Raw genomic sequence first — 24673 nt, forward strand, 5'->3', positions numbered from 1 at the left:
GCGCCATTGCCAAGCGGACTGCCGCGCCAGAGCGCCGCAACTCCGCGTTTTGTTTTAGACGCCGGCGACCGCCGCGACTTCCGCCGCGAAATCGCTTTCTTCCTTCTCGATGCCTTCGCCGAGCTGGAAGCGGGTGAAACCCTTGAGCGTGATCGTCGCGCCGACATCCTTGCCGGCGGCGGCGACGACTTCGGCGACCGGGGTCTTGCCGTCCATCACGAACAGCTGCGACAACAGCGCGTTTTCCTTGCGGAACTTGGCGATGCCGCCGTCGACCATTTTCGACACGATATCGGCGGGCTTGCCCGACTGGGCGGCCTTTTCCTCGGCGATCGCGCGTTCGCGGGCGACGAGTTCGGGATCGAGATCGTCGCCGTTCAGCGCCAGCGGGTTGGCGGCGGCGACGTGCATCGCCAGCTGCTTGCCCAGCGGTTCGAGGACGTCGGCGCCGGCGGTCGATTCGAGCGCGACGAGCACGCCGATCTTGCCCATGCCGGGGGCGGCGGCGTTGTGGACATAGGCGGTCACGACGCCCGAGTTCACCGACATGATCGCGCTGCGGCGCAGCGACTGGTTTTCACCGATCGTGGCAATGTTCTGGGTCAGCGCTTCGGTGACGGTGCCGCCGGCCGGATAGGCCGCGGCGCCGAGCGCGTCGATGTCGGTCAGGTTGCCGGCGAGCGCGACGTTGGTCACGTCGCGGACGAAGCCCTGGAACTGTTCGTTCTTGGCGACGAAGTCGGTTTCGCTGTTGACCTCGACCATCGCACCGCGGGTGCCGTCGGTGGCGACGCCGACCAGGCCTTCGGCGGCGACGCGGCCGGCCTTCTTGGCGGCGGCGGCAAGGCCCTTGGTGCGCAGCCAGTCGATCGATGCCTCGATGTCGCCGCCGTTTTCGGCGAGCGCCTTCTTGCAGTCCATCATGCCGGCGCCGGTGCGGTCGCGCAGTTCCTTGACGAGAGCGGCCGTAATTTCAGCCATGGGTGATCCTTTCCAAAGTGGCGCAGTCCGCAAGCGCGGCCTGCGACGTCGCCGCGCAAATGGCGGCGCGATAAGTCAGAACGATGACCGGGACGGCGCGTGCAGGATGCAACGCGCCGTCCCGTCATCGGCAGCGCGCGTTATGCGTCGCTCTGGCGTTCGGTTTCCGCAGCCGCTTCGGGCGGAACCTGTTCGTCTTCGGTCGCCGGGGCAGCGGCTTCGGGCGCCGCTTCGGCAGCCGGAGCTTGCTCGGCCGCAGGCGCGGCAGCTTCGGCGGCGGGAGCCGCTTCTTCGGTCAGCGCGGCTTCGGCGACGGGCTCGACCGCGGCGCCAAGGTCTTCGCCGCGATCGACGCGGGCCTGCTGGCCGCCACGCGTCGCCGCCTGGGCGATCGCATCGCAGTACAGGCGGATGGCGCGCGCGGCGTCATCGTTCGCCGGAACCGGGAAAGCGATGCCGTCGGGCGAGACGTTCGAATCGAGGATCGCGACGACGGGAATGCCAAGGACGTTGGCTTCCTTGATTGCCAGCTCTTCCTTGTTCGCGTCGATCACGAACATCACGTCGGGAATGCCGGCCATGTCACGAATGCCGCCGAGCGACATTTCGAGCTTGTCGCGTTCACGGGTGCGGTTGAGCACTTCCTTCTTGGTGAGGCCCGAGGTGTCGCCCGAAAGCTGTTCCTCAAGCGTCTTGAGGCGCTTGATCGAGTTCGAGATCGTCTTCCAGTTGGTGAGCATGCCGCCCAGCCAGCGGTGGTTGACGAAATGCTGACCCGAGGCGCGCGCCGCATCGGCGATCGGGCCCTGCGCCTGGCGCTTGGTGCCGACGAACAGGACCTTGCCACCCGACGCCGCCGACGAGGCGACGAATTCGAGGGCGCGCGCGAAAAGCGGCACGGTCTGCGACAGGTCGAGAATGTGGATGCCGTTGCGCGCACCGAAGATATACGGCTTCATGCGCGGGTTCCAGCGGTGGGTCTGGTGGCCGAAGTGGGCGCCAGCCTCGATAAGATTCTGCATCGTGACGACAGGGGCCGCCATAGTCTTTCTCCTTCCGGTTGGTCCTCTGGAAAGCAAGAACCGGGTTCCGCAAGCGGACGATCCCGGCACCGGTTTATGTGCGCCTTCCATGTGGAATGGGCGGGCCGTTAAACCGGTTGCGGCAGAAACGCAAGGGGCGGATGATCAAATCCTCCCTGTCGCGCAGCGATGGGGAGGTGGCAGTCCGAAGGACTGACGGAGGGGCTTTGGCGCTACCTTAGCGGCCCCTCCACCATCCGCTTCGCGAACGGTCCCCCTCCCCATGGCTGCGCCACAAGGAGGATCTGACAGGGCTTGCCCACACATCGATCCGACGACAAAGCGACTCGGTTCGTCGCAAAACACTTGAGAACAAAACAGGAACATGGAACGAATTGCGTCACGAAATCGTCCCGTGGACAGGGTTTCGCACACAGAAACCGGAAGGACAAGATGATGGTTCAGGTCGCTGCCGCTCTCCTCTTCGCCGTTGCCGCAGGGCTCGGCATCACCGTGATCCTCGCCATGCTGAAGAATAACGAGAATGCGATTCTCTCGGCGCTGCTCGGCGAAGGTGCCTTCCCCTTCCCCGCTGCGCCCACCGCCGGTCCGTCGCCGCAGGCCGTGACGCCGCGCCGTATCGCTGCCCGCCGCGATGCCCCGCGCCCGCTGCGCGCCGCCGTCGCGACGCGTCCGCAGCTCAGCCGCGCCGCCTGACCTTCGCGTAGCTGGCGATGCCGAACGGCAGCACCACGACGTAAAGCGCGGAGACCGCCAGCAGCGTCAGCCACGGCGCGGTGACCAGCGCCGCGCCGAGCAGGCCAATCCCCGCCAGCGCGAACAGCCGCCACGAGCGGCGCAGCCGGATCGACGACCAGCTGAAAGTCGGGATCGCGGAAATCATCAACATCGCCACCGCGAGCGCCCACGGCATCACGACATACCATTCGCGGAACAGCGGATTTTCGGTGACCAGCCACAGATAGACCGGGACGAACGACAGCCCCGCGCCGGCCGGCGCCGGAATGCCCGTCATGAACCCCGCCGATTTGTGCGGCTGGAAATCGGCGTCCATGCGTGAATTGAACCGCGCGAGGCGAAGCGCGCAGCACACCGCGAGCGCCAGCGCCGCGGTCCAGCCGAACTTCGGCGCGTCGGTCAGCGACCACAGGAACAGGATCATCGCCGGCGCGACGCCGAACGCGATAACATCGGACAGCGAATCGAGTTCGGCGCCGAACTTGCTCTGCGCGCGCAGCAGCCGCGCGATGCGCCCGTCCATGCCGTCGAGCACGCCGGCGAAAATCACCGCGGCGATGGCATAATCATATTGGCCGCCGATCGCGAAGCGGACCCCGGTCAGGCCGAAGCATAGCGCCAGGACGGTGATCGCGTTGGGCGCAAAGGCGCGCAGGCTGATGCCGCCGATGCGGCGTCCTGCGGCGTCGGCCGGCACTCGTTCGTCCTCTGCCATGGTGCTGTTCCTATTGACCGATGCCGTCGATCGTGTCGGCGGTTCCGATCCGCGCGACGACCGTTTCACCGGCGAGCGTGCGCTGACCGAGCAGCACCTGCGGGGTGGTGCCGGCGGGGAGATAGACGTCGACGCGGCTGCCGAAGCGGATCAGCCCGACGCGCTGCCCGGTCGTCAGCACGCTGCCCATGCTGACGAACGGCATGATGCGCCGCGCGACCAGCCCGGCGATCTGGGTGAAGCCGATGCGCACCCCGTCGGCGCGCTCGACGACGAAATGCTGGCGCTCATTCTCTTCGCTCGCCTTGTCGAGGTCGGCGTTGACGAACTTGCCCGGAATATAGACCAGCTTGCGCAGCGCGCCCGCGACGGGGGTGCGGTTGATGTGGACGTCGAACACGCTCATGAAAATCGACACGCGCAGCATCGGCGCATCGCCCAGCCCGTCGGGTCCGGCGATTTCGGGCGGCGGCGGCACTTCGGCGATCTGGGTGACCAGCCCGTCGGCGGGCGCGATGACGATGTCGCTGCTCGTCGGGGTGATGCGCACAGGATCGCGGAAGAAGGTGCCGACCCAGATGGTGACGCCGAGCATCAGCCAACCGGCGATTTCCCAGCCGAGCAGCCAGAAGCAAAGGGTGACGATCCCCGCGATCAGCAGGAATTTGCGACCTTCGGGGTGGATCGAGGGCCAGCGCCACTTGATGCCGCCGCCGGGGCGATTGGAAGAGATGGTTGTGGACATGGCTATCTTCCTAGGGGGCGGACCTGACCCTGACAATGGATAAGCGCCCCGGCGGGTTCCACCACGGCGGTTGATCAATCGCGCCGCTTTGCCTAAGGCCCGCTGCAACTCCGACTCCCCAAGGATAAAGGCTGAACGCATGGGCAAGATCAAGGTAGCCAACCCGGTCGTCGAACTCGACGGCGACGAAATGACCCGGATCATCTGGCAGTGGATCCGCGAACGGCTGATCCTTCCCTACCTCGACATCGACCTGCATTATTACGATCTCAGCATCGAAATGCGCGACCAGACCGACGACAAGATCACCGTCGATGCCGCCAATGCGATCGCCAAATATGGCGTCGGCGTGAAATGCGCGACGATCACCCCCGACGAACAGCGGGTCGAGGAATTCGGCCTGAAGAAAATGTGGAAGTCGCCGAACGGCACGATCCGCAACATCCTGGGCGGCGTCGTGTTCCGCGAACCGATCGTGATGAAGAACGTGCCCCGCCTCGTCCCCGGCTGGACCGACCCGATCGTCGTCGGCCGCCACGCGTTCGGCGACCAGTATAAGGCGACCGACTTCCGCGTTCCCGGCCCCGGCAAGCTGCGCCTGGTGTTCGAGGGCGAGGACGGTAAGGTCATCGACGAGGAAGTGTTCCTGTTCCCCTCGTCGGGCGTCGCGATGGCGATGTACAACCTCGACGATTCGATCCGCGACTTCGCCCGCGCCAGCCTGAACTATGGCTTGGCCCGCGAGTGGCCGGTGTATCTGTCGACCAAGAACACGATCCTGAAGGCCTATGACGGCCGCTTCAAGGACATTTTCGAAGAAGTGTTCAACGCCGAATTCAAGACTCAGTTCGACGCCGCGGGCATCGTCTACGAACATCGCCTGATCGACGACATGGTCGCATCGGCGCTGAAATGGTCGGGCAAGTTCGTGTGGGCGTGCAAGAATTACGACGGCGACGTCCAGTCGGACACCGTCGCGCAGGGCTTTGGCTCATTGGGCCTGATGACCAGCGTGCTGATGACCCCCGACGGCCAGACGGTCGAATCCGAAGCCGCGCACGGCACCGTCACCCGCCATTACCGCATGCACCAGCAGGGCAAGGCGACCTCGACCAACCCGATCGCGTCGATCTTTGCCTGGACCGGCGGGCTAAAGCACCGCGGCAAGCTCGACGACAATGCCGAACTGGTGAAGTTTGCCGACGACCTTGAAAAGGTCTGCGTCGCGACGGTCGAAAGCGGCAAGATGACCAAGGATCTGGCGCTGCTGATCGGTCCCGACCAGAACTGGCTGACCACCGAAGGATTCTTCGAGGCGATCGTCGAGAATCTGGAAGCCAAGATGGGCGGCTGAGCCGCGTTCATACTTTGGCGTTTTAGTTGAGATAGATATCTAGCCAACCGGGGCCGGCCTGCATAAGGTCGGCCCCTATGGTATCGGAAACAGAAACCTCCGCCATCGGCAATGCGCTGGTGGTCCTTGGCGCGGCGGGCATCGTCATCCCCGCGTTCGCGCGCTTTCGCCTGCCGCCGGTGATCGGGTTCATCCTCGTCGGGCTGCTAGTCGGGCCGTCGGGGCTGGGGTCGCTGGCCGGTGATTATCCGTGGCTGAAGCACGTCACGATCGGTTCTACCGAGGACATCGCGCTGTTCGCCGAATTCGGCATCATCATGCTGCTGTTCTCGATCGGCCTCGAACTGTCGTTCCGCCGCCTGTGGCAGCTGAGGAAATTGGTGTTCGGGGTCGGCGCGGCCGAACTGCTGCTCGGCGGCGCGATCCTCGGCGGCGGCCTGTGGCTGCTCGGCGACCTGTCGACCCCGGCGGCATTCGGGCTCGGCATCGCGCTCGCGCTATCCTCGACCGCGCTGGTGCTGCCGATGGTCGGCACCAAATCGGCGGTCGGACGGGCGTCCTTTTCGATGCTGTTGTTCGAAGACCTGGCGATCGTTCCGATCATCTTCATCCTCGGCGCCTTCGCGCCCAATCCCGCGGGCGACAACACCGAACTGCTGCTCACCACCCTGTGGCAGGGGGTGCTGGTCGTCGCGGTGCTCGCGGTCGCCGGCTGGTTCCTGCTGCCGCGCATCTTCGCGCAGGCGGCGCGCGCCAAAGACCCCGAACTTTTCCTTGCCGCCAGCCTGCTTGTCGTCATCGTCGCCGCGCTCGCCACCGCGACGGTCGGGCTGTCGCCGATCGTCGGCGCGCTGCTCGCCGGCCTGATGATCGCCGAAACCGAATATCATGGCGAGGTCGAGGCGATCACCGCGCCGTTCAAGGGGCTCGCGCTCGGGGTGTTCCTGATCAGCGTCGGCATGGGGCTCGATCTCAAGAGCATCGCCGAACAATGGCCGCTGCTGATCGCCGCGGTCGTCGGCGTCATCGCGGTCAAGGCGGTGGTGACCGCATTGCTGCTCCGCTTTTCGGGCGCCCGCCGCGGCACCGCCGCCGAGGTCGGGTTGCTGATGGCCAGCCCGTCGGAAACGACGCTGATCGTGCTCACCGCGGCGCTGACCGCCGGCATCATCGATCCCGAAACCGCGAGCTTCTGGCAGCTGGTTACCGCCATCGGCCTGACGATCACGCCACTACTTGCGCGCATCGGCCACGACATGGCGCGGCGGATCGAGATGCGCAGCGACGACACCCCGGTCGACGAACCCGCCACCGCGCGCACCGTCATCGTCGGTTTCGGCCGCGTCGGGCGCACCGTCGCAGAACTGCTGCGCGAGCATGGCCGCGCCTATATTGCGGTCGATGCCAATATCGACAGCGTGGCGATGGCGCGGCGCGACGGCTTCAAGGTGCGCTTTGCCGATGTCGCGCGGCAGGGCAGCCTCGACAAGCTGGGGATCGAAAGTGCCGACGCGATCGTGCTGACGATGGACGATCCGGTCCAGCAGCTGCGAATGACCAAGCAATTGCGCCTGAAATTTCCCGACCTGCCGATCATCAGCCGCGCCCGTGACGCCGACCATGCCGCCGCGCTGTATCAGGCGGGCGCCAGCGACGCGGTGCCCGAAACGCTCGAAAGTTCGCTGCAACTGGCCGAGGCGGTGCTGATCGACCTGGGCGTCGCGATGGGACCGGTGATCGCGTCGATCCACGACGTGCGCGCCAAGATGCGCCACGACATCATGACCAAGGGCCAGCTCGAACGCGAACCGCGGATCCGCAAGTTGCAGACGGCGCCGCCGCGCAGCGAGGATGGCGTGCGCAGCTGACCCGCCCGCGGAGGCGCTTCCTTCAGCGCCCGCCCACCGCCGCCGCCGGGGCCGCTGCCGGTACATCCAGCGCCGACGCATCGGCCAGCGTCATGCCTTGCGGCAGGATGGCGAGCGACCATTGCCGGTTCGGGGTCAGATATTGGCGCGCCAGCCGCTGAACGTCGGCGGCGGTGACGCTGGCGATGTCGTCCTGGATGGTCAGCGCCGCGGCGGCGACGCGCGGATCGCGGGTCGCGCCTTCCAGCAGGAACATCCAATAGACGTTGCCGGTCGAGGCGCGGGTCACCTGTTCACGGATCGGCCCGGCGTTGCGCGCCAGCTCGTCGGGGGTGACCGGATTGGCGACGAGGTCGGCGGCGATATCGCGCGCGATGCCATAAAAGCGATCGATGTCCTTCGGCGCCAGCAGGCTGCCGACCAGCAGATAGCCGCCGCCATCGAAGCCGGTCGGCCAGTGGCTGTCGACGACGGGGCCATAGCTCGCCCCCTGTTCGGCGCGGAGCCGGTCGAACAGGCGATCGTTGAACACCGCCGCCAGCACTTCGAGCCCGCGCGCGTCGCGCGGCGCGGCGAGGCCGCCGCCGGTCGGCCATGCGGTCATCGCCGCAGCCTGTCCCTGTTCGCCGCGATGATAGGCGATGTCCGGCGTCTTGGCGGGTTTGGCGAAGGCGACCGTCTGGCCGCTCGCCGGCGCCAGCGGCGGGCGCGGTGGCAGCGCACCCAGCGTTTCGGCGAGGACCTTGCGATAATCGATCGACGCCATGTCGCCGAACAGCTGGACCTCGATCGGCCCGCTGGCGAGCCGCGGCTCCCAGAAGGCGCGGAAGGCGGCGGGGGTCAGCGCCTCGATCGCCGCCTTGTCGGGCGGCGACCAGCGCGCGTCGTTGCCCGTCAACCAGCCGCGCAAATTGCGGTCGAGCACCGCATTCGGGGTGGCATCGTTCAGCTCGTAACCGGTCAGGTAGCCGACCCGCAGCCGTTCGACCGGGTTGGCGTCCCAGCGCGGAAAGGCGAGCTTGCCGGCGATCAGCTTCAACTGGTCGGCGAGGTCGGCGGGTTTGCTTTCGGCCGACAGCTCGAACGCATCGTCGTCGATCGCAAAGTTCAGCTGGATCTGGCGGCCATTGGTCGCCTGATCGATCTCATTCTGCCCCCACGGCCCGATCCCGCTCGCGATCAGCGCATAATCGCCGGTCCACAGCAGGTTCGGCGCGTCGGCCGCGACGCTGCGGTTGCCGGCGCCGAAGCGGACGTTGACGCGCACCTTGCCCGGTTCGATCTGGTTGTTCGACACCAGCGCGGTCACACCGTTGGCAAAGGTGATCCGTTCGGCGCGCAGCCCTGTGATCGCGCTGGCCGACGCCACGGTTCCGGGTTTGCCGATCGGCGGCAGCTGCTTGAAATCGGCCGCGGCGGAGGCAAGCCGTTCGTCGCGGATTTTGGCGGGGGCGGCGAGCGCTGCGAGCAGAGCACCGTCGCCTCCCGCGACCGCGGTCGGCGAGGTCAGCACGACGCGCGTTGCCGGCGCGGCGAACACGGCGCGGCTGACGTCGAGCATCACCTGCGGGGTCGCCGAGGCGCGGATCGCGGCGAACATATCGACCTGTCCCTGCGGTGTCGTCACCGTCTCGCCGATGTCGACCGCGCGCACCAGATCGTCGGCGAGCCGCGCGCCCGGTTCGTTGCGCGCATTTTCCAGCTCCTTGCGCAGGAACGCCTCGATCTCGTTCGTCTCGCGGTCGATGTCGGCCTGCGACGGCGGGGTCTGGACCGCGTCGGCGATCACCCCGCGGACGTCGGCGAGCGCCGCCTTCCAGTCGGTCAGCGGCACGATCTGCGCCATCGTCAGGTCGGCAGTGCGGCTGATATATTCCTGATCGACCGTCGCGACGAGATAGCTGCCGCCGCTGCGGGCGCGATTTTCCAGCCGCCGGTTGACCAGCGCCTGGGCGATGAATTCGAGGTAGAGGCGGCGCGTGTTTTCGACCGTGTCGATGCGCTTTTGCCACGGGCGGATCATCGCGAGGGTCAGCGCCAGCGGCTGCCCCGCCTCGACGATTGCGCGGGCGACGGGCGCCTTGGGGTCGGGATCGCCGAAATCGGGCGCCGTCGGCGGCGGGCCTTCGGCGCGCCAGTCGCCATAATATTTGGCGATCAGCCGCGCGAATTCGGCGGGGTCGCCATCGCCCGCGATCACCACCACGGCGCGCTCGGGCCGGTACCAGCGCTTGTGGAAGGCAGCGACCGTTGCCGCGTCGGCGCTGCCGAGCGAGGCGACGGTGCCGATCGGCGAGCGGTCGGCGAGCAACTGGCCCGCGAACAGATGCGCGGTGGTCTGATCGGCGATGCGTTTTTGCGGCCCGTCGGATTCGCGCAGTTCGGACGACACGACGCCCCGCTCGGCCGTCACCGCGAGCTCCGAAATGCGCGGTTCGCGGACCATGCCGGCGAGCAATTTCATGCTCTCGTCTAGGTTCGCGGGGGTCACGCTCGGCAGGTCGAGCTGGTAGACCGTCTGCGTCGGGGTCGTCTGCGCGTTCGAATCGCTGCCGAAGGTCACCCCGAACCGCTGCCAGATACGCTTGGCTTCGCCGTCGGGAATATGTTCGGACCCGCGGAAGGTCAGATGTTCGAGCAGGTGGGCGTAGCCGCGCTCCTTGTCGGTTTCGAACAGCGACCCGACATCCATCCGCACCCGGATCGACACCTGCCCCGGCGGCACCCCGTTGTTGCGCACCGCGTAACGGACGCCATTGGGCAGCGTCCCGAACTGCCACGCGGTATCGCGCGGAATGTCGCTGCCCGCATAGAGCCAGCTGTCGCCTGTCGTCGAACCGGCCGACGCATCCTGCGCCCCTGATGCGGGCGCGAGGAGGAAGGCCGCGGCGGCGGCGCAGGCGGGCAGGACGAATCGGGCAAGGCGAAGCGGCGTCGGCGCGGGGGAATGGACCATCGGTCCATCTTATCGCCTTCGAACCTTGCTGGCCACTGAACTGTCGCGCGGCTTGTCCTGCGCCGCGCATCGGCTTAGCCAGCGATATGGCCTCCGATACCGCGCGCCCGCCCGCCCCTGCCCCCGTCGCCGCGCTCGTCCAGATGACGAGCGGGATCAATCCGGCAGCGAACCTCGAAACGATCGACCGCGCGCTCGGCGAGGCCGCGGCGGCGGGCGCGGCGATGGCGTTCCTGCCCGAAATGTCACTGCTGCTCGACCGCGACCGGATGCGTTCGGCGGCGCATATCGTCCGTGAGGCCGACTCGCCGTGGCCCGCAGCGCTGCAGGCGATGGCCCGGCGCCACGCGATCTGGCTCCACTCGGGATCGATGCCGCTGCTCGCCGACGCCGGGGACCGGCGCGTCAATCGCAGCCATGTGATCGCGGCGGACGGCAGCATCCGGGCGCGATACGACAAGATCCACATGTTCGACGTGACCCTGCCATCGGGCGAAAACTGGACCGAATCATCGGCTTATGCCGGCGGCGCGGCGCTGAACGTCGTCGACACGCCGATCGGCCGGCTGGGGCTCAGCATCTGTTACGACCTGCGCTTTCCCGAACTGTATCGCGCGCTGGTCGATCGCGGCGCCGAGGCGATCGCGGTCCCCGCCGCCTTTACCGTGTCGACCGGCGAGGCGCATTGGCACCTCTTGCTGCGCGCACGCGCGGTGGAGACCGGCTGTTATATATTGGCGGCGGCGCAGGCCGGGGCACACGCCGATGGCCGCGCCACCTATGGCCACAGCCTGACGGTCGATCCGTGGGGCGCGGTGGTCGCCGAAGCCACCGGGCAACCGGGCGACGACTATCGGCTGTGCCTGGCCCCGGTGCGGCGCGACGCGATCGACCGCGCGCGCGGCGCCATCCCGCTCGCCCGCTCGCGCGAAATCCGCAACATCGAACTGTAGTGCGTCAGGGTTGCGGCGCGCCCGGCGAAAGCAATCCGGGGCGGGTTTCGCCACGCTGGATTGCCGCGTCGCTTCGCTCCTCGCAATGACGAGATTGACTGAAGTCATCCCGCTTTAGCGTATCGATTCACCGATTCGGGCCATCGGTTCCCAGCGACGTCGAATCACCGGACGCACAAAAGGCCCCGAGCGGAGCTCGGAGCCTTTTGGAAAATCTTGTCGTAACGACTTACGGGCTGGTCGGCGCGTCGTCGTTGTTGTCGGTGGCAAGGATGATGCCGCCGATAATGGCTGCCAGGGCGAGGATCGCGATGATCCAGCTGCTGCCGGTCAGTTCGCTCTCACCTTCGACAGTCGAGGTGGCGCGCGTGCCGTCAAAAGCAACCGCAGGCGCTGCCGATGCCGCAACGGGCGCTGCAATCATCGACGTTGCCGCGAGGGAGATCGCAGCTTTCTTCAGAAGGTTCATCATATTCTCCGTCCACTGGATCGTTAGTCTTCTCGAAACAGGTCCAGAGAATCATCTCCGGGCCGCTTCTGCATCGCCTGTCTAGGCAAAGCCGTTCGCAATTGCAACACGTTTTGCCTCAACCATTGACAAGCCAACAATATTTGGGCGCAAAAAAGGTTCCACACGTCGCGCAAATTACCCGCGGCGCACCCGCTCAAAGGGCTCGCTGGTCACCGGATAGCCGAGATGGCCGGGGATGCACAAATGGCTGGCGCCGTCGCAATCCTCGATCCACGGGGTGACCAGTTCGACCGGAAACGCCGCGGCGTGCTGGGAAAAAGACTCGAAATCATCGGCCTGGGCCAGCCGCTCGAGGTTGCGGCGGGTGGGAAAGATCACCGACACCTCGCCGCGGTCGGCCATCGCCAGCGTCTCGCGCGCGCTCGCCCAGAAGATGTGGCTGTGCTCGACTTCCTCGACCGTCAGTTCATGCTCGTGGTCGGGGGCGGCGATCGCATAGAAGCGCGTGTCGAAGGTCCGCGCCTCCTTGAAATTGGGGCACCAGCGCGCGAACGGCACCAGCGTATCGAGCGCCAGTCGGTCGCCGCGCGCGGCCAGGATGCCCGACAGCGGCGTTTCGGCCAGCAGCGCGCGCCGCACATCGTCGGTGTCGCCGGCCGCCAGCCCCGGCCAGCCCACGGCCAGTCCGGTTTCCTCGAGCGTTTCGCGCAGCGCGGCAACGCGCGCCGCGCCGTCGCCATCGTCGTCGGCAAAGCCATGCGCCGCCGCCACGACATGATCGTCGGGATCGACCCGCCCGCCGGGAAACACCACCGCGCCCGCGGCAAAGACCATGGTGGCCGACCGTTTGACCATCAATATCTCGGCGGGACCGGCATCGCCCGAAGGCCGCATGATGGCCAGCGTTGCCGCGGGAATCGCGCCCGCGGGCAGCACGGACGGTCGCTCGGGTGATGGGGCCGCGTCGCTCATGCCCCCGGCGATAACCGCGCCGCGCGCGCTTGTCATCTGACCATTGCGGGCGGGCGGAGGCGGGTGCAAGATGCGCCGCGAGCGGGAGCGCGGGAGCAAGGGCATGGGAATAGTCGAGATTCTGGGCGTCGCCGGCAGCCTTAGCCTGCTCGCTGGATGGCGACTCTATCTGACCATCCTCGCCACCGGCATCGCGATGCATTTCGGCTGGCTGCCGCTGCCCGAACATCTCGCGGCGCTGCAGGTGCTCGCCAACCCGTGGGTGCTCGGCGTCGCGCTGGTCGGCACCCTCGCCGAATTCCTCGCCGACAAGATCGCGTGGGTCGATTCGGCATGGGACACGGTGCACAGCGTCATCCGACCGCTCGGCGGGGCGCTGCTCGCGCTGGCGCTGGTCGATTCGTCCGATCCGGCGTGGCAGGTTATCGCCTTCCTGCTCGGCGGCGGCGGCGCGCTGCTCAGCCACGGCGCCAAGGCGACGACGCGCGCGGTCGTCAATGTCAGCCCCGAACCCTATAGCAATGCCGTCGTATCGACCGGCGAGGATGTCGCGACCGGCGGCCTGCTCGCGCTCGCCATCGCCTTTCCGCCGCTCGCGATCGTCATTGCGCTGCTGATGGCGGTCGCCGCGGTGGTGGTGATCGTCGCGCTGCGCCGCCTGCTCCGCAACGTCAAAGCGACGCTCAAGCGGGCGCTGGGCGACGAGGCGCCCGCCGCCGACGCCCTCCCGCCGGCTTAGGATCAGTCCGGCAGCAGGCTTTTGAGCGGTGTTTCGGTATCGGCGAGTTGCTCCGCCGTCGCCCGCAGCCCGGCGGTGACGATCATCCGGCCCTGGACATAATCCCTGGTCGCATTGACGCAGTCGATCGCGATGACTTTGCCGGCCTTCAGGTAAACAACCGAGAAGCTGCGCGTCGCCGGATCGCCGCGCAGCACCGCGCGGTCGTGCCCGGTCGACAGGCCCGCGGTCTGGAGCTTGAGGTCATATTGGTTCGACCAGAACCACGGGATCGCATGATAGGGCGCTTCGTCGCCGACGATGCCCTTGGCGACGACATTGGCCTGGTCGTTGGCATTCTGCACCGATTCCAGCCGGATCACGACCCCCTCGGCATAGTCATTCTCGTGCGCGGCGCAGTCGCCGATCGCATAGATGTCGGGCAGGCTGGTCTTGCACAGCCGGTCGACGAGGACGCCATTGCCGCCCTCGGCCCCCGCCGCGATCAGCGGCTCGACCGCCGGGACGATGCCGATGCCGACGATGACGAGATCGGCGGCGATGACCTCGCCGTCCGCCAGACGCACCCCGGTGACATGGGTGTCGCCCTCGATCGCTGCGACCGCGACGCCGAGCCGCAGGTCGACGCCATGGTCGCGATGCTCGCGTTCGTAGAAGCGCGACAATTCGGTGCCCGCGACGCGCGCCAGCACACGGCCCTGCGCCTCGAGCAGCACGACTTTCCTGCCCGCCTTGCGGAGCACCGCCGCGGCCTCGAGCCCGATATAGCCGCCGCCGATCACGACGATCTGGCGCGCGGTTTCGGACGCCGCCTTCATCGCGTCGGCGTCGGCGCGGGTCCGCACCCCCTGCACGCCCGGCAGGTCGCCGCCGGGGATCGGCAGCATCCGCGGGGCGCCGCCGGTCGCCCAGACGAGCTTGCCGTAACCGATCGTTTCGCCGCCATCGGTGGTCACGCTGTGCGCCGCAGGATCGACCGAAACCACGCGCTGGCCGAGCAACATCGTCACCTCACGCTCGTCCCAATATTTGGCGGGGCGCAGCTGGATGCGTTCGAATTCTTTCTCGCCAGCGAAATATTCCTTCGACAGCGGCGGGCGCTCATAGGGCAGTTCGGGTTCGTCGCCGATGATCGCGATCGTCCCTTCGAATTTCTGGGTGCGCAGCATGATCGCCACCTGCGCGCCGCCGTGCCCGGCCCCCACGATCACCACATCGAAGTTCATCAATCCCGTCTCCCGGTGCGGCACCGCCGCATTTTCAGGCGCATCTGACATGCGGGCAGCGGGCGCACAACAAACTTTGGCTATCCGGCGGGAACGGCCAACTCGTCGCGCAGCGCGATCAGCGCGGTGCCCAGCGCGGCAATCTCTGCCTCGCTGCGCGATCCGGCGACGATCGACGCCGACAGGCAATATCCCGGCGCGACCCCCGGCACCCCCGCGGCCACCGTCCAGACCCCGCGGTGCGTGAAGCCCTGATCGATCGCATAACCGCGCACCGCAGCGTCCGCGACCTGACGGGCGTAGGTTTCGAAGCTTAGCGCGCTTTGCCAGCGCACCGGGGCGAAGCGGCGCGCCATCTCGGCATCGGTCGCGCGCTGAATCGCGGCGATCGCCCGCCCCGCCGCGCCGCTGCCGAGCGGCTGGCGCTGGCCATCGGCGAGGCTGAGCCGCATCCCAGCGTCGCTTTCGGCCCGCACCGCGAGTTGCATGCGGTCGCGCGATACGATCTTCCACAGCCCCACCGCCGCCTCGGTCGCTTGCGCAAACGCCTCCATCGGCAGGCCCGCACGCTCGACCAGCCGCGCCCCGGCATGATCGCGCAGCGCCTCGGCCGCCTGCCACGGGCGGGTCAGGCGATAGCGCTTGGTGGTGCCTTCGCGCTCGATCGCGCCTTCGGCAACCAATGTTTTCAGCAGGTTGAGGCAGCTCGACGGGCTGAGCCCGACGCCGCGGCCGATATCGGAGAGCGTCGACGCCCCCGCCCCGCCCAACAGGCGAAGGATGGCGAAAGCCTGCGAGACGGAGCGCACCGGACCGGTCATCTGTTCGCGATATTTTCAATATGATGAAAAATCAATTCTGAATGTTGAAATGATGCGGCGATTGGCATATCGCGCTATCAACACGAATCGAGCGGGAGAGCGGCTATGAGCGGATGCCTGGGCGGCAAGGTCGTCGCGATTACCGGTGCCGGGCGCGGTATCGGCCGCGAACTTGCGCTGCACTGCGCGGCGGAAGGGGCGGCGGTGATCGTCAACGATCCCGGCGTCGCGCAGGCGGGCGACGGCGGCGACGCGGCGCCGGCCGAGACGACCGCGAACGACATCATCGCCGCCGGCGGCAAGGCCGCGGCCAATTTCGGCAACGTCGCCGATCCGGCGCAGGCGGCGTCGATCGTCGAGGATGCTGTCCAGCGCTTCGGCCGCATCGACGCCGTCGTCAACAACGCCGGCATCCTGCGCGACACCATCTGGCACAAGATGAGTTACGAGGACTGGAAGAGCGTCATCGAGGTCAATCTGACCGGCGTCTTCAACGTCTCGAAAGCCGCGACACCCTATTTCCGCGAGCAGCAGTCGGGCAGCTTCATCCACTTCACCTCGACCAGCGGGCTGATCGGCAATATCGGCCAGGCCAATTATTCGGCGGCGAAGCTGGGCGTCGTCGCGCTGTCGCAGTCGATCGCGCTCGACATGGCGCGCGTCGGGGTGCGTTCGAACTGCATCGCGCCCTTTGCGTGGAGCCGGATGACCTCGTCGATCCCCGCCACGACGCCCGCCGAACAGGAACGTATCGCGCGCCTCCAGTCGATGTCGGCCGACCGCATCGCACCGCTGGTGTCCTACCTCGCGTCCGATCTGTCGCGCGACGTGACGAACCAGATCTTCAGCGTCCGCAAGAACGAGATCATGCTGTTTTCCAAGCCGCGCCCGATCCGGTCGATGGCCAAGCTGGAAGGCTGGACCCCGCAAGCGATCGCCGACGAACTGATCCCCGCCTTTCGCCCCGCCTTCGCGCGCGCCGACGAAGTGTCGGCGCACGTCTTTCCCTATGACCCGATTTGAGGATCCGACGATGACCAATTCCGGCATGGACGCAGACGTTTTCGACCAGTTTATCGACCAGCTCGGCCGCTATGTCCGCGAGCGCCTGCTGCCCGCCGAGCGCGAGATTATCGAGAGCGACGCCATCCCCGCCGACATCCTGTCCGAAATGCGCGAGATGGGCCTGTTCGGGCTGACGATCCCCGAGGAGCATGGCGGCGCCGGAATGAACGTCAGCCAATATATCGCGACGATCCACACCCTGTCCTATGCGATGCCGGCATTCCGCTCGATCATCTCGATCAACATCGGCATGTTCGCCTCGGCGCTCAAGAACGGCGGTACTGCGGCGCAGCAGGCCGAGTGGCTGCCGCGCGTCGCGGCGGGCGAGATCGCCTGCTTCGGGCTCACCGAACCGGGTTCGGGTTCCGATTCGGCAGGGCTGCAGACGACCGCGGTGCAGACCGACAACGGCTGGGTGCTGAACGGCACGAAACGCTACATCACCAATTCGCCCTTCGCCAAGGTCGGCCTGATCATGGCGCGGACAGCCAAGGAAAACCTGCCCAAGAACGCCCACGTGTCGGCCTTCATCGTGCCGATGGACGCGCCCGGCGTGTCGATCGGCAAGGCGGACAAAAAGATGGGCCAGGCGGGCAGCCACATCGCCGATGTCGTCATGGACGACGTGCGTGTGGGGGGTGAGGCGCTGCTCGGCGGCGAGCTGGGCAAGGGTTTCGCCTTTGCGATGATGAGCCTCGACAACGGGCGCATGTCGGTCGGAGCCGCGGCGACCGCTTACGCGCGCCGCGCGCTCGACAGCGCGATCCGCTATGCGACCGAGCGCAAGGCGTTCGGCGAACCGATCGCCAATTTCCAGCTGATCCAGCAGATGCTCGCCGAAAGCGAGACCGAAATCTATGCCGCCGAATGCATGATGGCCGACGTCACCCGCCGCGCCGACGCGGGCGAGAATGTCCTGTGCAAGGCCGCGGCGTTCAAGGTGTTCGCCAGCGAGATGTGCGGGCGCGTCGTCGATCGCTGCGTCCAGGTCTATGGCGGCGCCGGCTATCTTGCCGAATATGACGCCGAACGCTTCTTTCGCGATGCGCGCATCTATCGCATCTACGAAGGCACTACGCAGATCCTGCAACTCCAGATCGCCAAGCATATGCTGCGCGAATTCCACGCTCAGGGCTGATCGCGCCCGCCCCGCCACCAACCGGAGACTTCCCATGACCCTGCGCCGCGCCGCCATCGTCGCCCCGATCCGTACCCCCGTCGGCAAGTTTGGCGGCGCTTTGTCGTCGATGACTGCCGGCAACCTGGGCGCGGTGATCCTGAAGGCGCTGGTCGAGCGCACGAAGATCGACCCCGCGCGGGTCGACGACGTCGTCTTTTCGCAAGGCTATGGCAATGGCGAGGCGCCGTGCATCGGCCATTGGTCGTGGCTCGCCGCGGGGCTGCCGCTCGAAGTGCCGGGATACCAGCTCGACCGCCGCTGCGGATCGGGACTGCAGGCGATCGTCAACGCCGCGATGATGATCCAGACCGGCATGTCCGACGTCGTCGTGGCGGGCGGCGTCGAATCGATGTCGAACGTCGAACATTACAGCACCGATATCCGCAAGGGCATCCGCGCCGGCAACCTGACCCTCCACGACCGGCTGACCCGCGGCCGCGTGATGTCGCAGCCGGTCGAACGCTTCGGCGTCATCACCGGCATGATCGAAACCGCCGAAAACCTCGCCAAGGACTATGACATCAGCCGCGAGGCGTGCGACGCCTATGCCGCGCGCAGCCACCAGCGCGCCGCCGCGGCGTGGGCGAACGGGCTGTTCGACGACGAGCTGGTGCCGGTGTCGGTGCCGCAGAAAAAGGGTGATCCGGTCGTCTTCGCGCACGACGAGGGCTATCGCGCCGACGCGACCCCCGAAACGCTCGGCAAGCTGCGCGCGCTCGAAGGCGGCGTCGTCACCGCGGGCAACGCCAGCCAGCAGAACGACGCCGCGGCCGCCTGTCTCGTCGTCGCCGAGGACAAGCTCGACGAGCTCGGGCTGGAACCGATCGCCTGGTATCACAGCTCGGCGGCGGCGGGCTGCGACCCCAGCCGGATGGGCATCGGCCCCGTCCCCGCGGTCGAGCGGCTGTTCGCGCGTAGCGGCCTCGGCTGGGGCGACATCGACCTCGTCGAACTGAACGAAGCCTTTGCGCCGCAGGTGCTCGCGGTGCTGAAAGGCTGGGGCTGGTCAGACGGCGACAGCCGGAACGATATCCTCAATGTCAACGGCTCGGGCATCTCGCTCGGCCATCCGATCGGCGCCACCGGCGGCCGCATCCTCGCCAACCTGACCCGCGAACTGGTGCGCCGCGACGGTCGCTACGGGCTGGAGACCATGTGCATCGGCGGCGGTCAGGGCATCGCGGCGATCTTCGAGCGGGCGGCTTGATCGGCGATGATGAGCCACAGGCAGTCGGTTTGAACAGGCTCCCTCCGCCTCGTCACCCCGGACCTGATCCGGGGTCCATGACATCGGCGCCGGAATGGGCCCCGGATCACGTCCGGGGTGACGACGAAAAAGGGAGCTGGCTCTGATGATGCCCGCCGCTCTGAACAGCGCGCTGGCCGCGGCGCAAACCTATCGCGGTGCCGCGCAGGCGGCGCTCGCCGAACGGCTGGCCGCAAACCCGATCGACCGCGAACAGCGCGCCGCGCATGGCTTCGCCTGGGTCGCGACGACGGTTGCGGCAATGGAGGCCACGCTGGCGTGGTGCGAGGCCGGCAACGACGCAAACCCGATCGACCCGCAGATCGCCACCCTCGCGTTCGCCGAAGCCATCGGTCAGCTCACCGGCGGCCTGCCGATGGGGCAGAACGAGATGTTCCGCCCCGCCGACCTCGGGCTCGGCGCCGCCGCGCGGACGCTGGCCGACGCCTGCACCGGGCTGCTCGATACCGACCACGCCGCGACCCGCGCCGCCGTCGCCGCGGCGCTGGCCGCTGGCCAGTGGCCGAGCGAGACGCTGCACGATGCCGATCTCGACGCGATCCGCGACCAGTATCGCCGCTTCACCGATGCCGCGATCCTGCCCCACGCGCACCGCTGGCACCTCGCCAACGACCTGATCCCCGACACGGCGGTGCAGGCGATGGCCGATCTCGGCACCTTCGGGGTCTGCATCCCCGAAGCCTATGGCGGGCTGGGGCTCGGCAAGCTGGTCATGTGCATCGTCACCGAGGAGCTGTCGCGCGGGTGGATCGGCGCCGGGTCGCTCGGCACCCGCTCCGAAATCGCGGGCGAGCTGATCGTGCTGGGCGGCACCGACGCGCAAAAGGCCGAATGGCTGCCGCGGATCGCCAGCGGCGCCATCCTGCCCACGGCGGTGTTCACCGAACCCGATGTCGGCTCCGACCTCGGCGCCTTGCAGACCCGGGCGCGGCGCGAAGGCGAGCATTGGGTGATCGACGGCGCCAAAAACTGGATCACCCACGCCGCGCGCTCCGACCTGATGACGCTGCTCGCGCGCACGGTACCCGATGCAAAAGGCTATGCCGGCCTGTCGATGCTGCTCGTCCGCAAGCCGCGCGGCAGCGAAGCCGACCCCTTCCCCGCCGCCGGCATGACCGGCAGCGAGATCGAAGTGCTCGGTTATCGCGGGATGCGCGAATATGCGCTGCAGTTCGATGCGATGCACGCCCCCGCCGGCGCGCTGCTCGGCGGCGCGGAAGGGCAAGGCTTCAAACAATTGATGCGCACTTTCGAGGGCGCGCGCATCCAGACCGCGGCGCGCGCGGTCGGGGTCGCGCGCCGCGCGCTCGAACTCGCGCTGGATTATGCCGTCACCCGCAAGCAATTCGGTCAGGCGATCATCGCTTTCCCGCGCGTGTCGGACAAGCTGGCGATGAGCCTCGTCGATTTCGTGATGGCGCGCGAGCTCAGCTATGCCGCGGCGCGCGCCAAGGATTCAGGCAAGCGCTGCGATATCGAGGCGGGGATGGCCAAGCTGTTCGGCGCCCGCGCCGCCTGGTCGAACGCCGACGCCAGCCTGCAGATCCACGGCGGCAACGGCTATGCGCTCGAATATGAGATCAGCCGCATCCTCTGCGACGCGCGCATCCTGAACATCTTCGAAGGCGCCGCCGAAATCCAGGCGCAGGTCATCGCGCGCGGCCTCGTCGGCGGGCGCAACTAGCGCGCCTTATTTTCCCTGCGCCGCCAGCACGCGCAGGACGTTGCCGCCCCACATTTTCGCGAGGTCGGCGTCCGAATATCCCGCCGCTCTCAATCGCTCGCTGACCTTGGGCAGCGCCGAGATATCCTCGATTCCTGCCAGCCCGCCGCCGCCGTCCCAGTCGGCGCCGAAGCAGATATGGTCGACGCCGCCGACCTCGATCGCGCGCAGCACCATCGTCATATAATCTTCGAAGTCGGCCGCCCACATCGCCTCGGTCCGGTCGAGTTCGCGCCACTGGCGGGTGACCTCGGCCTGCTCGGCGGGGGTCATCGTCCCCATCGCCTCATATTGCCCGAACAGATTGGCGCGCGCCGGGGTCATGTTCATCTCGGACATGAAGATGGTCGAGATGCACATCGCCCCGCCCTTCGCCGCGAGCGCCTTCAGCCGCCCTTCGTCCAGGTTGCGCGGGTGGTCGTGTGCCGAGCGCAGGCTCGAATGCGACAGGATGATCGGGTATTTCGACAGCGCCAGCAGCTGGTCGAACGCGGCATCCGACGCATGGCTCGCGTCGATGACGATGCCCAGCCGGTTCATCTCGGTCACCCACTGCTTGCCGAGCGGGCTGAGTCCCTGCCAGCGCCCCTTACCCGTCGCGCTGTCGGCGAGCTGGTTGTCCGCCGAATGCACCGGCCCCGCCATCCGCACGCCCTTGGCGTAAAATTCCTCCAGCAGCGACAGGTCTTCGCCGAGCGGATAGCTGTTCTCCATCGACTTGAAGGCGATCAGCTTGCTGGCCTTGTCGAGCCGCTCGGCGTCGGCGGCGGTCAGCGCGGGGGCGATCGCCGCGCTGTTGGCCGCGATCGTTCGGTCGATCAGCTCCGACCGCTTCCGTGCATGCGCCAGCGCCGCCGCGTAACCGGCCGCGGTCAGCGGCCCCTGTTCGGTGTAGATGGTGAAGAAACCGCCGTCGAGATTGCCGTCCTGCATCCGCGGGATATCGAGCTGCGACAGGTCGTCCGCCAGCGCATGGCGCTCGCCGAAGCTCCACCCCGCACGCTCGAAATGGAGCGGGGTGTCGAGATGGGTGTCGAGCACGAGCATCCGGCTGTGCAGCGGCGCCTCGGGCGTCTTCACCGCCTCGCCGCTGCCCGAGCAACCCGACAGCGCGGTCGCCGCCAGCAAAATCTCAAAACGCGTCACTGTTTGTCCTCCACGGGTTTCAGGTCGAGATCGTGATAATCCCAGCTGAAGTCGGCGATCGGGCTCACCGCCTTCATCGTCACCCCGGTGACCTTGCCGTCGGCGTCGAGCGCGAAGGTCACATAAGCGGGCTCGATCGCCGGATCGTCGAAATCGGTGACGAAGCTGTCATACTGCCAATGCTTCAGCCGTCCCGCCATGCGCGGGGTCGAGGTGAAGTCGATCGTCAGCCCGGTCGCCGCCTGGCCGATCACGATGTCGCCATACCAGGGATCGCGATAGCGCCCGGCATAGCCCGCCAGCACAAGCGAGGGACCGCTTTGCACTGGCGAGGCCTGTTTCTGCTTGAGGAACTCGACCCCGCCGGCGAGCCGCGACTGGTACCAATCCTCCCACTTATCGATCCAGCCATAGTCGGGCTGATCCAGATAATGGTCGAGCAGGTCGTAGCTGAGCCCGAGCAGCATCCCGCTGTCCTCGCTGTTCATCATGATCGCGAAGCCGACATTCCTGTCAGGGATCATCACGACGCGGGTGATCGATCCGAACACCCCGCCGCCGTGCTGGATGATGCGGTGGCCGCGATAATCCTGCACCTGCCAGCCGAGCGCATAGGCCTGCTGCGTCGGCTCCGCGGGCTTCAGGCTGTCGGGCAACGGGGTGATCGGCATCGGCGTCACCGGCTTCCACATCTCGGCCGCCTGCGCTTCGCTGAACAGCCGTTTGCCGCCGGGCAGCGCGCCGTGCGCGAGCTGGACCTTCAGCCACGCCGCCATATCGTCAGCGCTGAGCGCCAGCCCGCCGGCCGGGGCGCCGTTGCGCCCGAGCTCGTCGCGCTCGTCGAGCGCCTGCTGGTCGCCGAGGCCGCGCAGCGGACCCGACAGCCGCGCATGCGGCCACGAGCGGTTGGCAATGCGGAAGCGGTCTTCGCTGTCGGTCGTGCCGTCGGTCATCCCGCCCGGGCGCAGCACGCGCTCGCGCATGAACGCCTCCCACGTCTTGCCGGTGACCTCCTCGATCAGCTGTCCGGCGACGGCGTAGAGGATATTGTCATAGGCATAGGCCGAGCGGAAACTGGTCTTGGGTTTGAGATGCGCGACGCGCTCCACGGTTTGTTTGCGCGTCAGATGGGTGCGCGGCACGAACATCAGGTCGCCCTGCCCCAGCCCCAGCCCGCTGCGGTGGACGAGCAGGTCGCGGATCGTGATCTCGCGCGTCACCCACGGGTCGTACATGCGGAACCACGGCATATGCCGGATCACCGGATCATCCCAGCCGATCTTGCCGTCATCGACGAGGATCGCGAGCGCCGCGGCGGTCATCGCCTTGCCGGTCGACCCGGTCTGGAACAGCGTCGCCTTGTCGACCGGCGCCCGCGCGCCGAGCTTGCGCACCCCCCAGCCGCGCGACAGCGTCGTCCGGCCGTCCTCGACGATCGCGATCGACACGCCGGGGGCGCCGACCTTCTGGCGCAGCGCCTCGACGCTTTCGGCGATGTCGGCGGGCGGTTCGGCCCAGGCGGGCGCAGATACGGACAACAGCAGCGACAAGGCGAGCAGGCGGGCGGCTTTCATGGGACGGGCTCCGGTTGCGGCAGGGGGGCCGGGCGCAGCAGGCGCCAGACGCCGAGGGTGAGCAAAGGCACGACATAGACCGCGAGGAACAGCCACGCGAGGAAGCGGTAGCCGCTGGCGATCAGGTCGATCAGCCCGATGCGCGCCGCGACGAGCATGCAGCCGGCAAGGATCGCGGCGCCGATGATCGAGCGCGCGGCGGGCCCCGGCGCCGGGCGGGCGCGCGCTTCCATGGCGGCGGCGATGCGTTCGTTGATCGCATGGAGCGCGCCGACCCCGCTCTCGAGCAGCGCAGTGAAGATCATCAGCTGGAACAGGACATGGAAGCCCGGCACCGCCATCTGGCGCAGCAGGAAATCGGACGGCAAGGTTTCGGCGCCGATCGCGGGGTAAAAGGCCATCATCGCGACGAAAAACAGGATCGCGGGCAGCATCGATAGCGGCCCGGCGATCAGCCCCGCAACCACCGCGTCGCGCTGGCTGGTCAGGTGGCGCAGCACCGGCAGGATCATCGCCGCGCCGACGATATTATAGCTGGCATAGGTGATGCCGCCCGCGACCCAGTTGCCCGACGGCGGCGGCGCGTTGGCGAACCCCTGACCGATCAGGTCGCCGAAACTGGCGAGCGCGAAGACGAGGAACAGCGCATAGACGGCGTAGATCAGCATCGAGGCATATTGGAACAGACGTTCAACCCCGGCGGTGCCGAAGGCGGTGGCGAGCAGGATCGCGGCGGCAAGCAGCACCGACCCCGCAAACGGCGGCCAGCCGAAGGTCGCCGCCCCGATCTCGCCCGCCGCAGCGCCGAACACCGCGATGATCAGGATGACGAAGATCAGATAGGCGAGCTCGAACGCGATCCAGCCGGGGCCGAGCAGCCGCTCGAAAAAGCTGCGATAATCATAGGCGTGCCACTGGCGCGCGAGCGCAAAGGTGATCGCGGCAACGACGCTCCAGATCGTCATCGCGAGGAACATGCCCGCGAGCCCGCCCCACGGCCCCGCCGGTACGAAATATTCGGCGAGCTCGCGCCCGGTGGCGTAACCGCCGCCGATGATCACCGCCTTCAGCGCGAAGCCCGGCAGCAGGAAGCGCTGGAACCAGTTAGACTTGGACGGCATCGGTTGCTTCCTCG

General features: G+C 67.4%; 21 protein-coding genes. 9 read left to right on the top strand and 12 right to left on the bottom strand.

Annotated features, from left to right (window positions below):
- Window positions 1–54: 54 nt before the first annotated feature.
- A complete protein-coding gene (tsf, locus tag HEQ22_RS10800; protein ID WP_432767899.1) occupies window positions 55–981 on the bottom strand; it encodes a translation elongation factor Ts in 927 nt (308 codons plus the stop codon).
- Between the two features lie 140 nt (window positions 982–1121).
- A complete protein-coding gene (gene rpsB / locus HEQ22_RS10805; RefSeq protein ID WP_432767900.1) occupies window positions 1122–2024 on the bottom strand; it encodes a 30S ribosomal protein S2 in 903 nt (300 codons plus the stop codon).
- 432 nt (window positions 2025–2456) lie between these two features.
- On the opposite strand from rpsB, the gene HEQ22_RS10810 reads away from it, so the two are divergent.
- On the top strand, window positions 2457–2720 hold the full coding sequence (locus HEQ22_RS10810; RefSeq protein WP_432767901.1) for a hypothetical protein: 264 nt from the start codon (window positions 2457–2459) through the stop codon (window positions 2718–2720).
- Here the strand turns inward: HEQ22_RS10810 and HEQ22_RS10815 are convergent.
- Entirely contained in the window at window positions 2704–3477 is a 774-nt protein-coding gene (locus HEQ22_RS10815; protein WP_432767902.1) for a CDP-alcohol phosphatidyltransferase family protein, read from the bottom strand. The genes HEQ22_RS10810 and HEQ22_RS10815 overlap by 17 nt on opposite strands.
- 10 nt (window positions 3478–3487) lie before the next feature.
- Window positions 3488–4222, bottom strand: coding sequence for a phosphatidylserine decarboxylase (locus HEQ22_RS10820; protein ID WP_432767903.1), 735 nt, complete (start codon window positions 4220–4222; stop codon window positions 3488–3490).
- A 139-nt stretch (window positions 4223–4361) separates the two neighbouring features.
- Here HEQ22_RS10820 and HEQ22_RS10825 point away from each other — a divergent pair, with 139 nt between their 5' ends.
- Both HEQ22_RS10825 and HEQ22_RS10830 read left to right on the top strand, forming a co-directional pair.
- Complete coding sequence (locus HEQ22_RS10825) at window positions 4362–5576, top strand: NADP-dependent isocitrate dehydrogenase (RefSeq protein WP_432767904.1); 1215 nt, start codon at window positions 4362–4364, stop codon at window positions 5574–5576.
- 77 nt (window positions 5577–5653) lie between these two features.
- Window positions 5654–7444 carry a cation:proton antiporter domain-containing protein gene (locus HEQ22_RS10830; protein WP_432767905.1) on the top strand — a complete coding sequence of 597 codons (1791 nt, stop codon included), beginning with the start codon at window positions 5654–5656 and terminating at the stop codon, window positions 7442–7444.
- A 22-nt stretch (window positions 7445–7466) separates the two neighbouring features.
- On the opposite strand, the gene HEQ22_RS10835 is transcribed toward HEQ22_RS10830, so the two are convergent.
- Window positions 7467–10400, bottom strand: coding sequence for a M16 family metallopeptidase (locus HEQ22_RS10835; protein ID WP_432767906.1), 2934 nt, complete (start codon window positions 10398–10400; stop codon window positions 7467–7469).
- Window positions 10401–10486: 86 nt separating this feature from the next.
- Between HEQ22_RS10835 and HEQ22_RS10840 the strand changes: the two genes are divergently transcribed.
- Window positions 10487–11353, top strand: coding sequence for a carbon-nitrogen hydrolase family protein (locus HEQ22_RS10840; RefSeq protein WP_432767907.1), 867 nt, complete (start codon window positions 10487–10489; stop codon window positions 11351–11353).
- A gap of 229 nt (window positions 11354–11582) precedes the next feature.
- On the opposite strand, the gene HEQ22_RS10845 is transcribed toward HEQ22_RS10840, so the two are convergent.
- Entirely contained in the window at window positions 11583–11825 is a 243-nt protein-coding gene (locus HEQ22_RS10845; protein ID WP_432767908.1) for a hypothetical protein, read from the bottom strand.
- A 174-nt stretch (window positions 11826–11999) separates the two neighbouring features.
- Window positions 12000–12797 carry an NUDIX hydrolase gene (locus HEQ22_RS10850; protein ID WP_432767909.1) on the bottom strand — a complete coding sequence of 266 codons (798 nt, stop codon included), beginning with the start codon at window positions 12795–12797 and terminating at the stop codon, window positions 12000–12002.
- A 103-nt stretch (window positions 12798–12900) separates the two neighbouring features.
- Between HEQ22_RS10850 and HEQ22_RS10855 the strand changes: the two genes are divergently transcribed.
- A complete protein-coding gene (locus HEQ22_RS10855; protein ID WP_432767910.1) occupies window positions 12901–13536 on the top strand; it encodes a DUF4126 domain-containing protein in 636 nt (211 codons plus the stop codon).
- 2 nt (window positions 13537–13538) lie between these two features.
- Here HEQ22_RS10855 and HEQ22_RS10860 read toward each other — a convergent pair whose 3' ends face one another.
- Together HEQ22_RS10860 and HEQ22_RS10865 are read right to left on the bottom strand one after the other, a co-directional pair.
- On the bottom strand, window positions 13539–14762 hold the full coding sequence (locus HEQ22_RS10860; RefSeq protein WP_432767911.1) for an NAD(P)/FAD-dependent oxidoreductase: 1224 nt from the start codon (window positions 14760–14762) through the stop codon (window positions 13539–13541).
- A gap of 80 nt (window positions 14763–14842) precedes the next feature.
- Complete coding sequence (locus HEQ22_RS10865) at window positions 14843–15583, bottom strand: helix-turn-helix domain-containing protein (RefSeq protein ID WP_432767912.1); 741 nt, start codon at window positions 15581–15583, stop codon at window positions 14843–14845.
- A 105-nt stretch (window positions 15584–15688) separates the two neighbouring features.
- Here HEQ22_RS10865 and HEQ22_RS10870 point away from each other — a divergent pair, with 105 nt between their 5' ends.
- The 4 genes from HEQ22_RS10870 (at window position 15689) to HEQ22_RS10885 (ending at window position 20779) form a co-directional block, all read left to right on the top strand.
- Complete coding sequence (locus tag HEQ22_RS10870; protein WP_432767913.1) at window positions 15689–16606, top strand: SDR family NAD(P)-dependent oxidoreductase; 918 nt, start codon at window positions 15689–15691, stop codon at window positions 16604–16606.
- A gap of 10 nt (window positions 16607–16616) precedes the next feature.
- Complete coding sequence (locus HEQ22_RS10875) at window positions 16617–17786, top strand: acyl-CoA dehydrogenase family protein (RefSeq protein WP_432767914.1); 1170 nt, start codon at window positions 16617–16619, stop codon at window positions 17784–17786.
- A 34-nt stretch (window positions 17787–17820) separates the two neighbouring features.
- Window positions 17821–19035, top strand: a complete 1215-nt coding sequence (locus HEQ22_RS10880; protein ID WP_432767915.1) for an acetyl-CoA C-acetyltransferase — start codon at window positions 17821–17823, stop codon at window positions 19033–19035.
- A gap of 148 nt (window positions 19036–19183) precedes the next feature.
- Complete coding sequence (locus tag HEQ22_RS10885; RefSeq protein ID WP_432770861.1) at window positions 19184–20779, top strand: acyl-CoA dehydrogenase family protein; 1596 nt, start codon at window positions 19184–19186, stop codon at window positions 20777–20779.
- Between the two features lie 6 nt (window positions 20780–20785).
- Here the strand turns inward: HEQ22_RS10885 and HEQ22_RS10890 are convergent, their stop codons facing one another.
- From HEQ22_RS10890 to HEQ22_RS10900, 3 genes are read right to left on the bottom strand one after another with little or no spacing between them, the layout of a single operon-like run.
- Window positions 20786–21964 (bottom strand): dipeptidase, encoded by a 1179-nt coding sequence (locus HEQ22_RS10890; protein ID WP_432767916.1) that lies wholly within the window; start codon window positions 21962–21964, stop codon window positions 20786–20788.
- Complete coding sequence (locus HEQ22_RS10895) at window positions 21961–23538, bottom strand: serine hydrolase (protein WP_432767917.1); 1578 nt, start codon at window positions 23536–23538, stop codon at window positions 21961–21963. The genes HEQ22_RS10890 and HEQ22_RS10895 overlap by 4 nt, the downstream gene beginning before the upstream one ends.
- A complete protein-coding gene (locus tag HEQ22_RS10900; RefSeq protein WP_432767918.1) occupies window positions 23535–24659 on the bottom strand; it encodes a YkvI family membrane protein in 1125 nt (374 codons plus the stop codon). The genes HEQ22_RS10895 and HEQ22_RS10900 overlap by 4 nt, the downstream gene beginning before the upstream one ends.
- Window positions 24660–24673 lie beyond the last annotated feature (14 nt).

The organism is Sphingopyxis sp., assembly GCF_050916055.1.
In the GTDB taxonomy this organism is placed as follows: Bacteria; Pseudomonadota; Alphaproteobacteria; order Sphingomonadales; family Sphingomonadaceae; genus Sphingopyxis.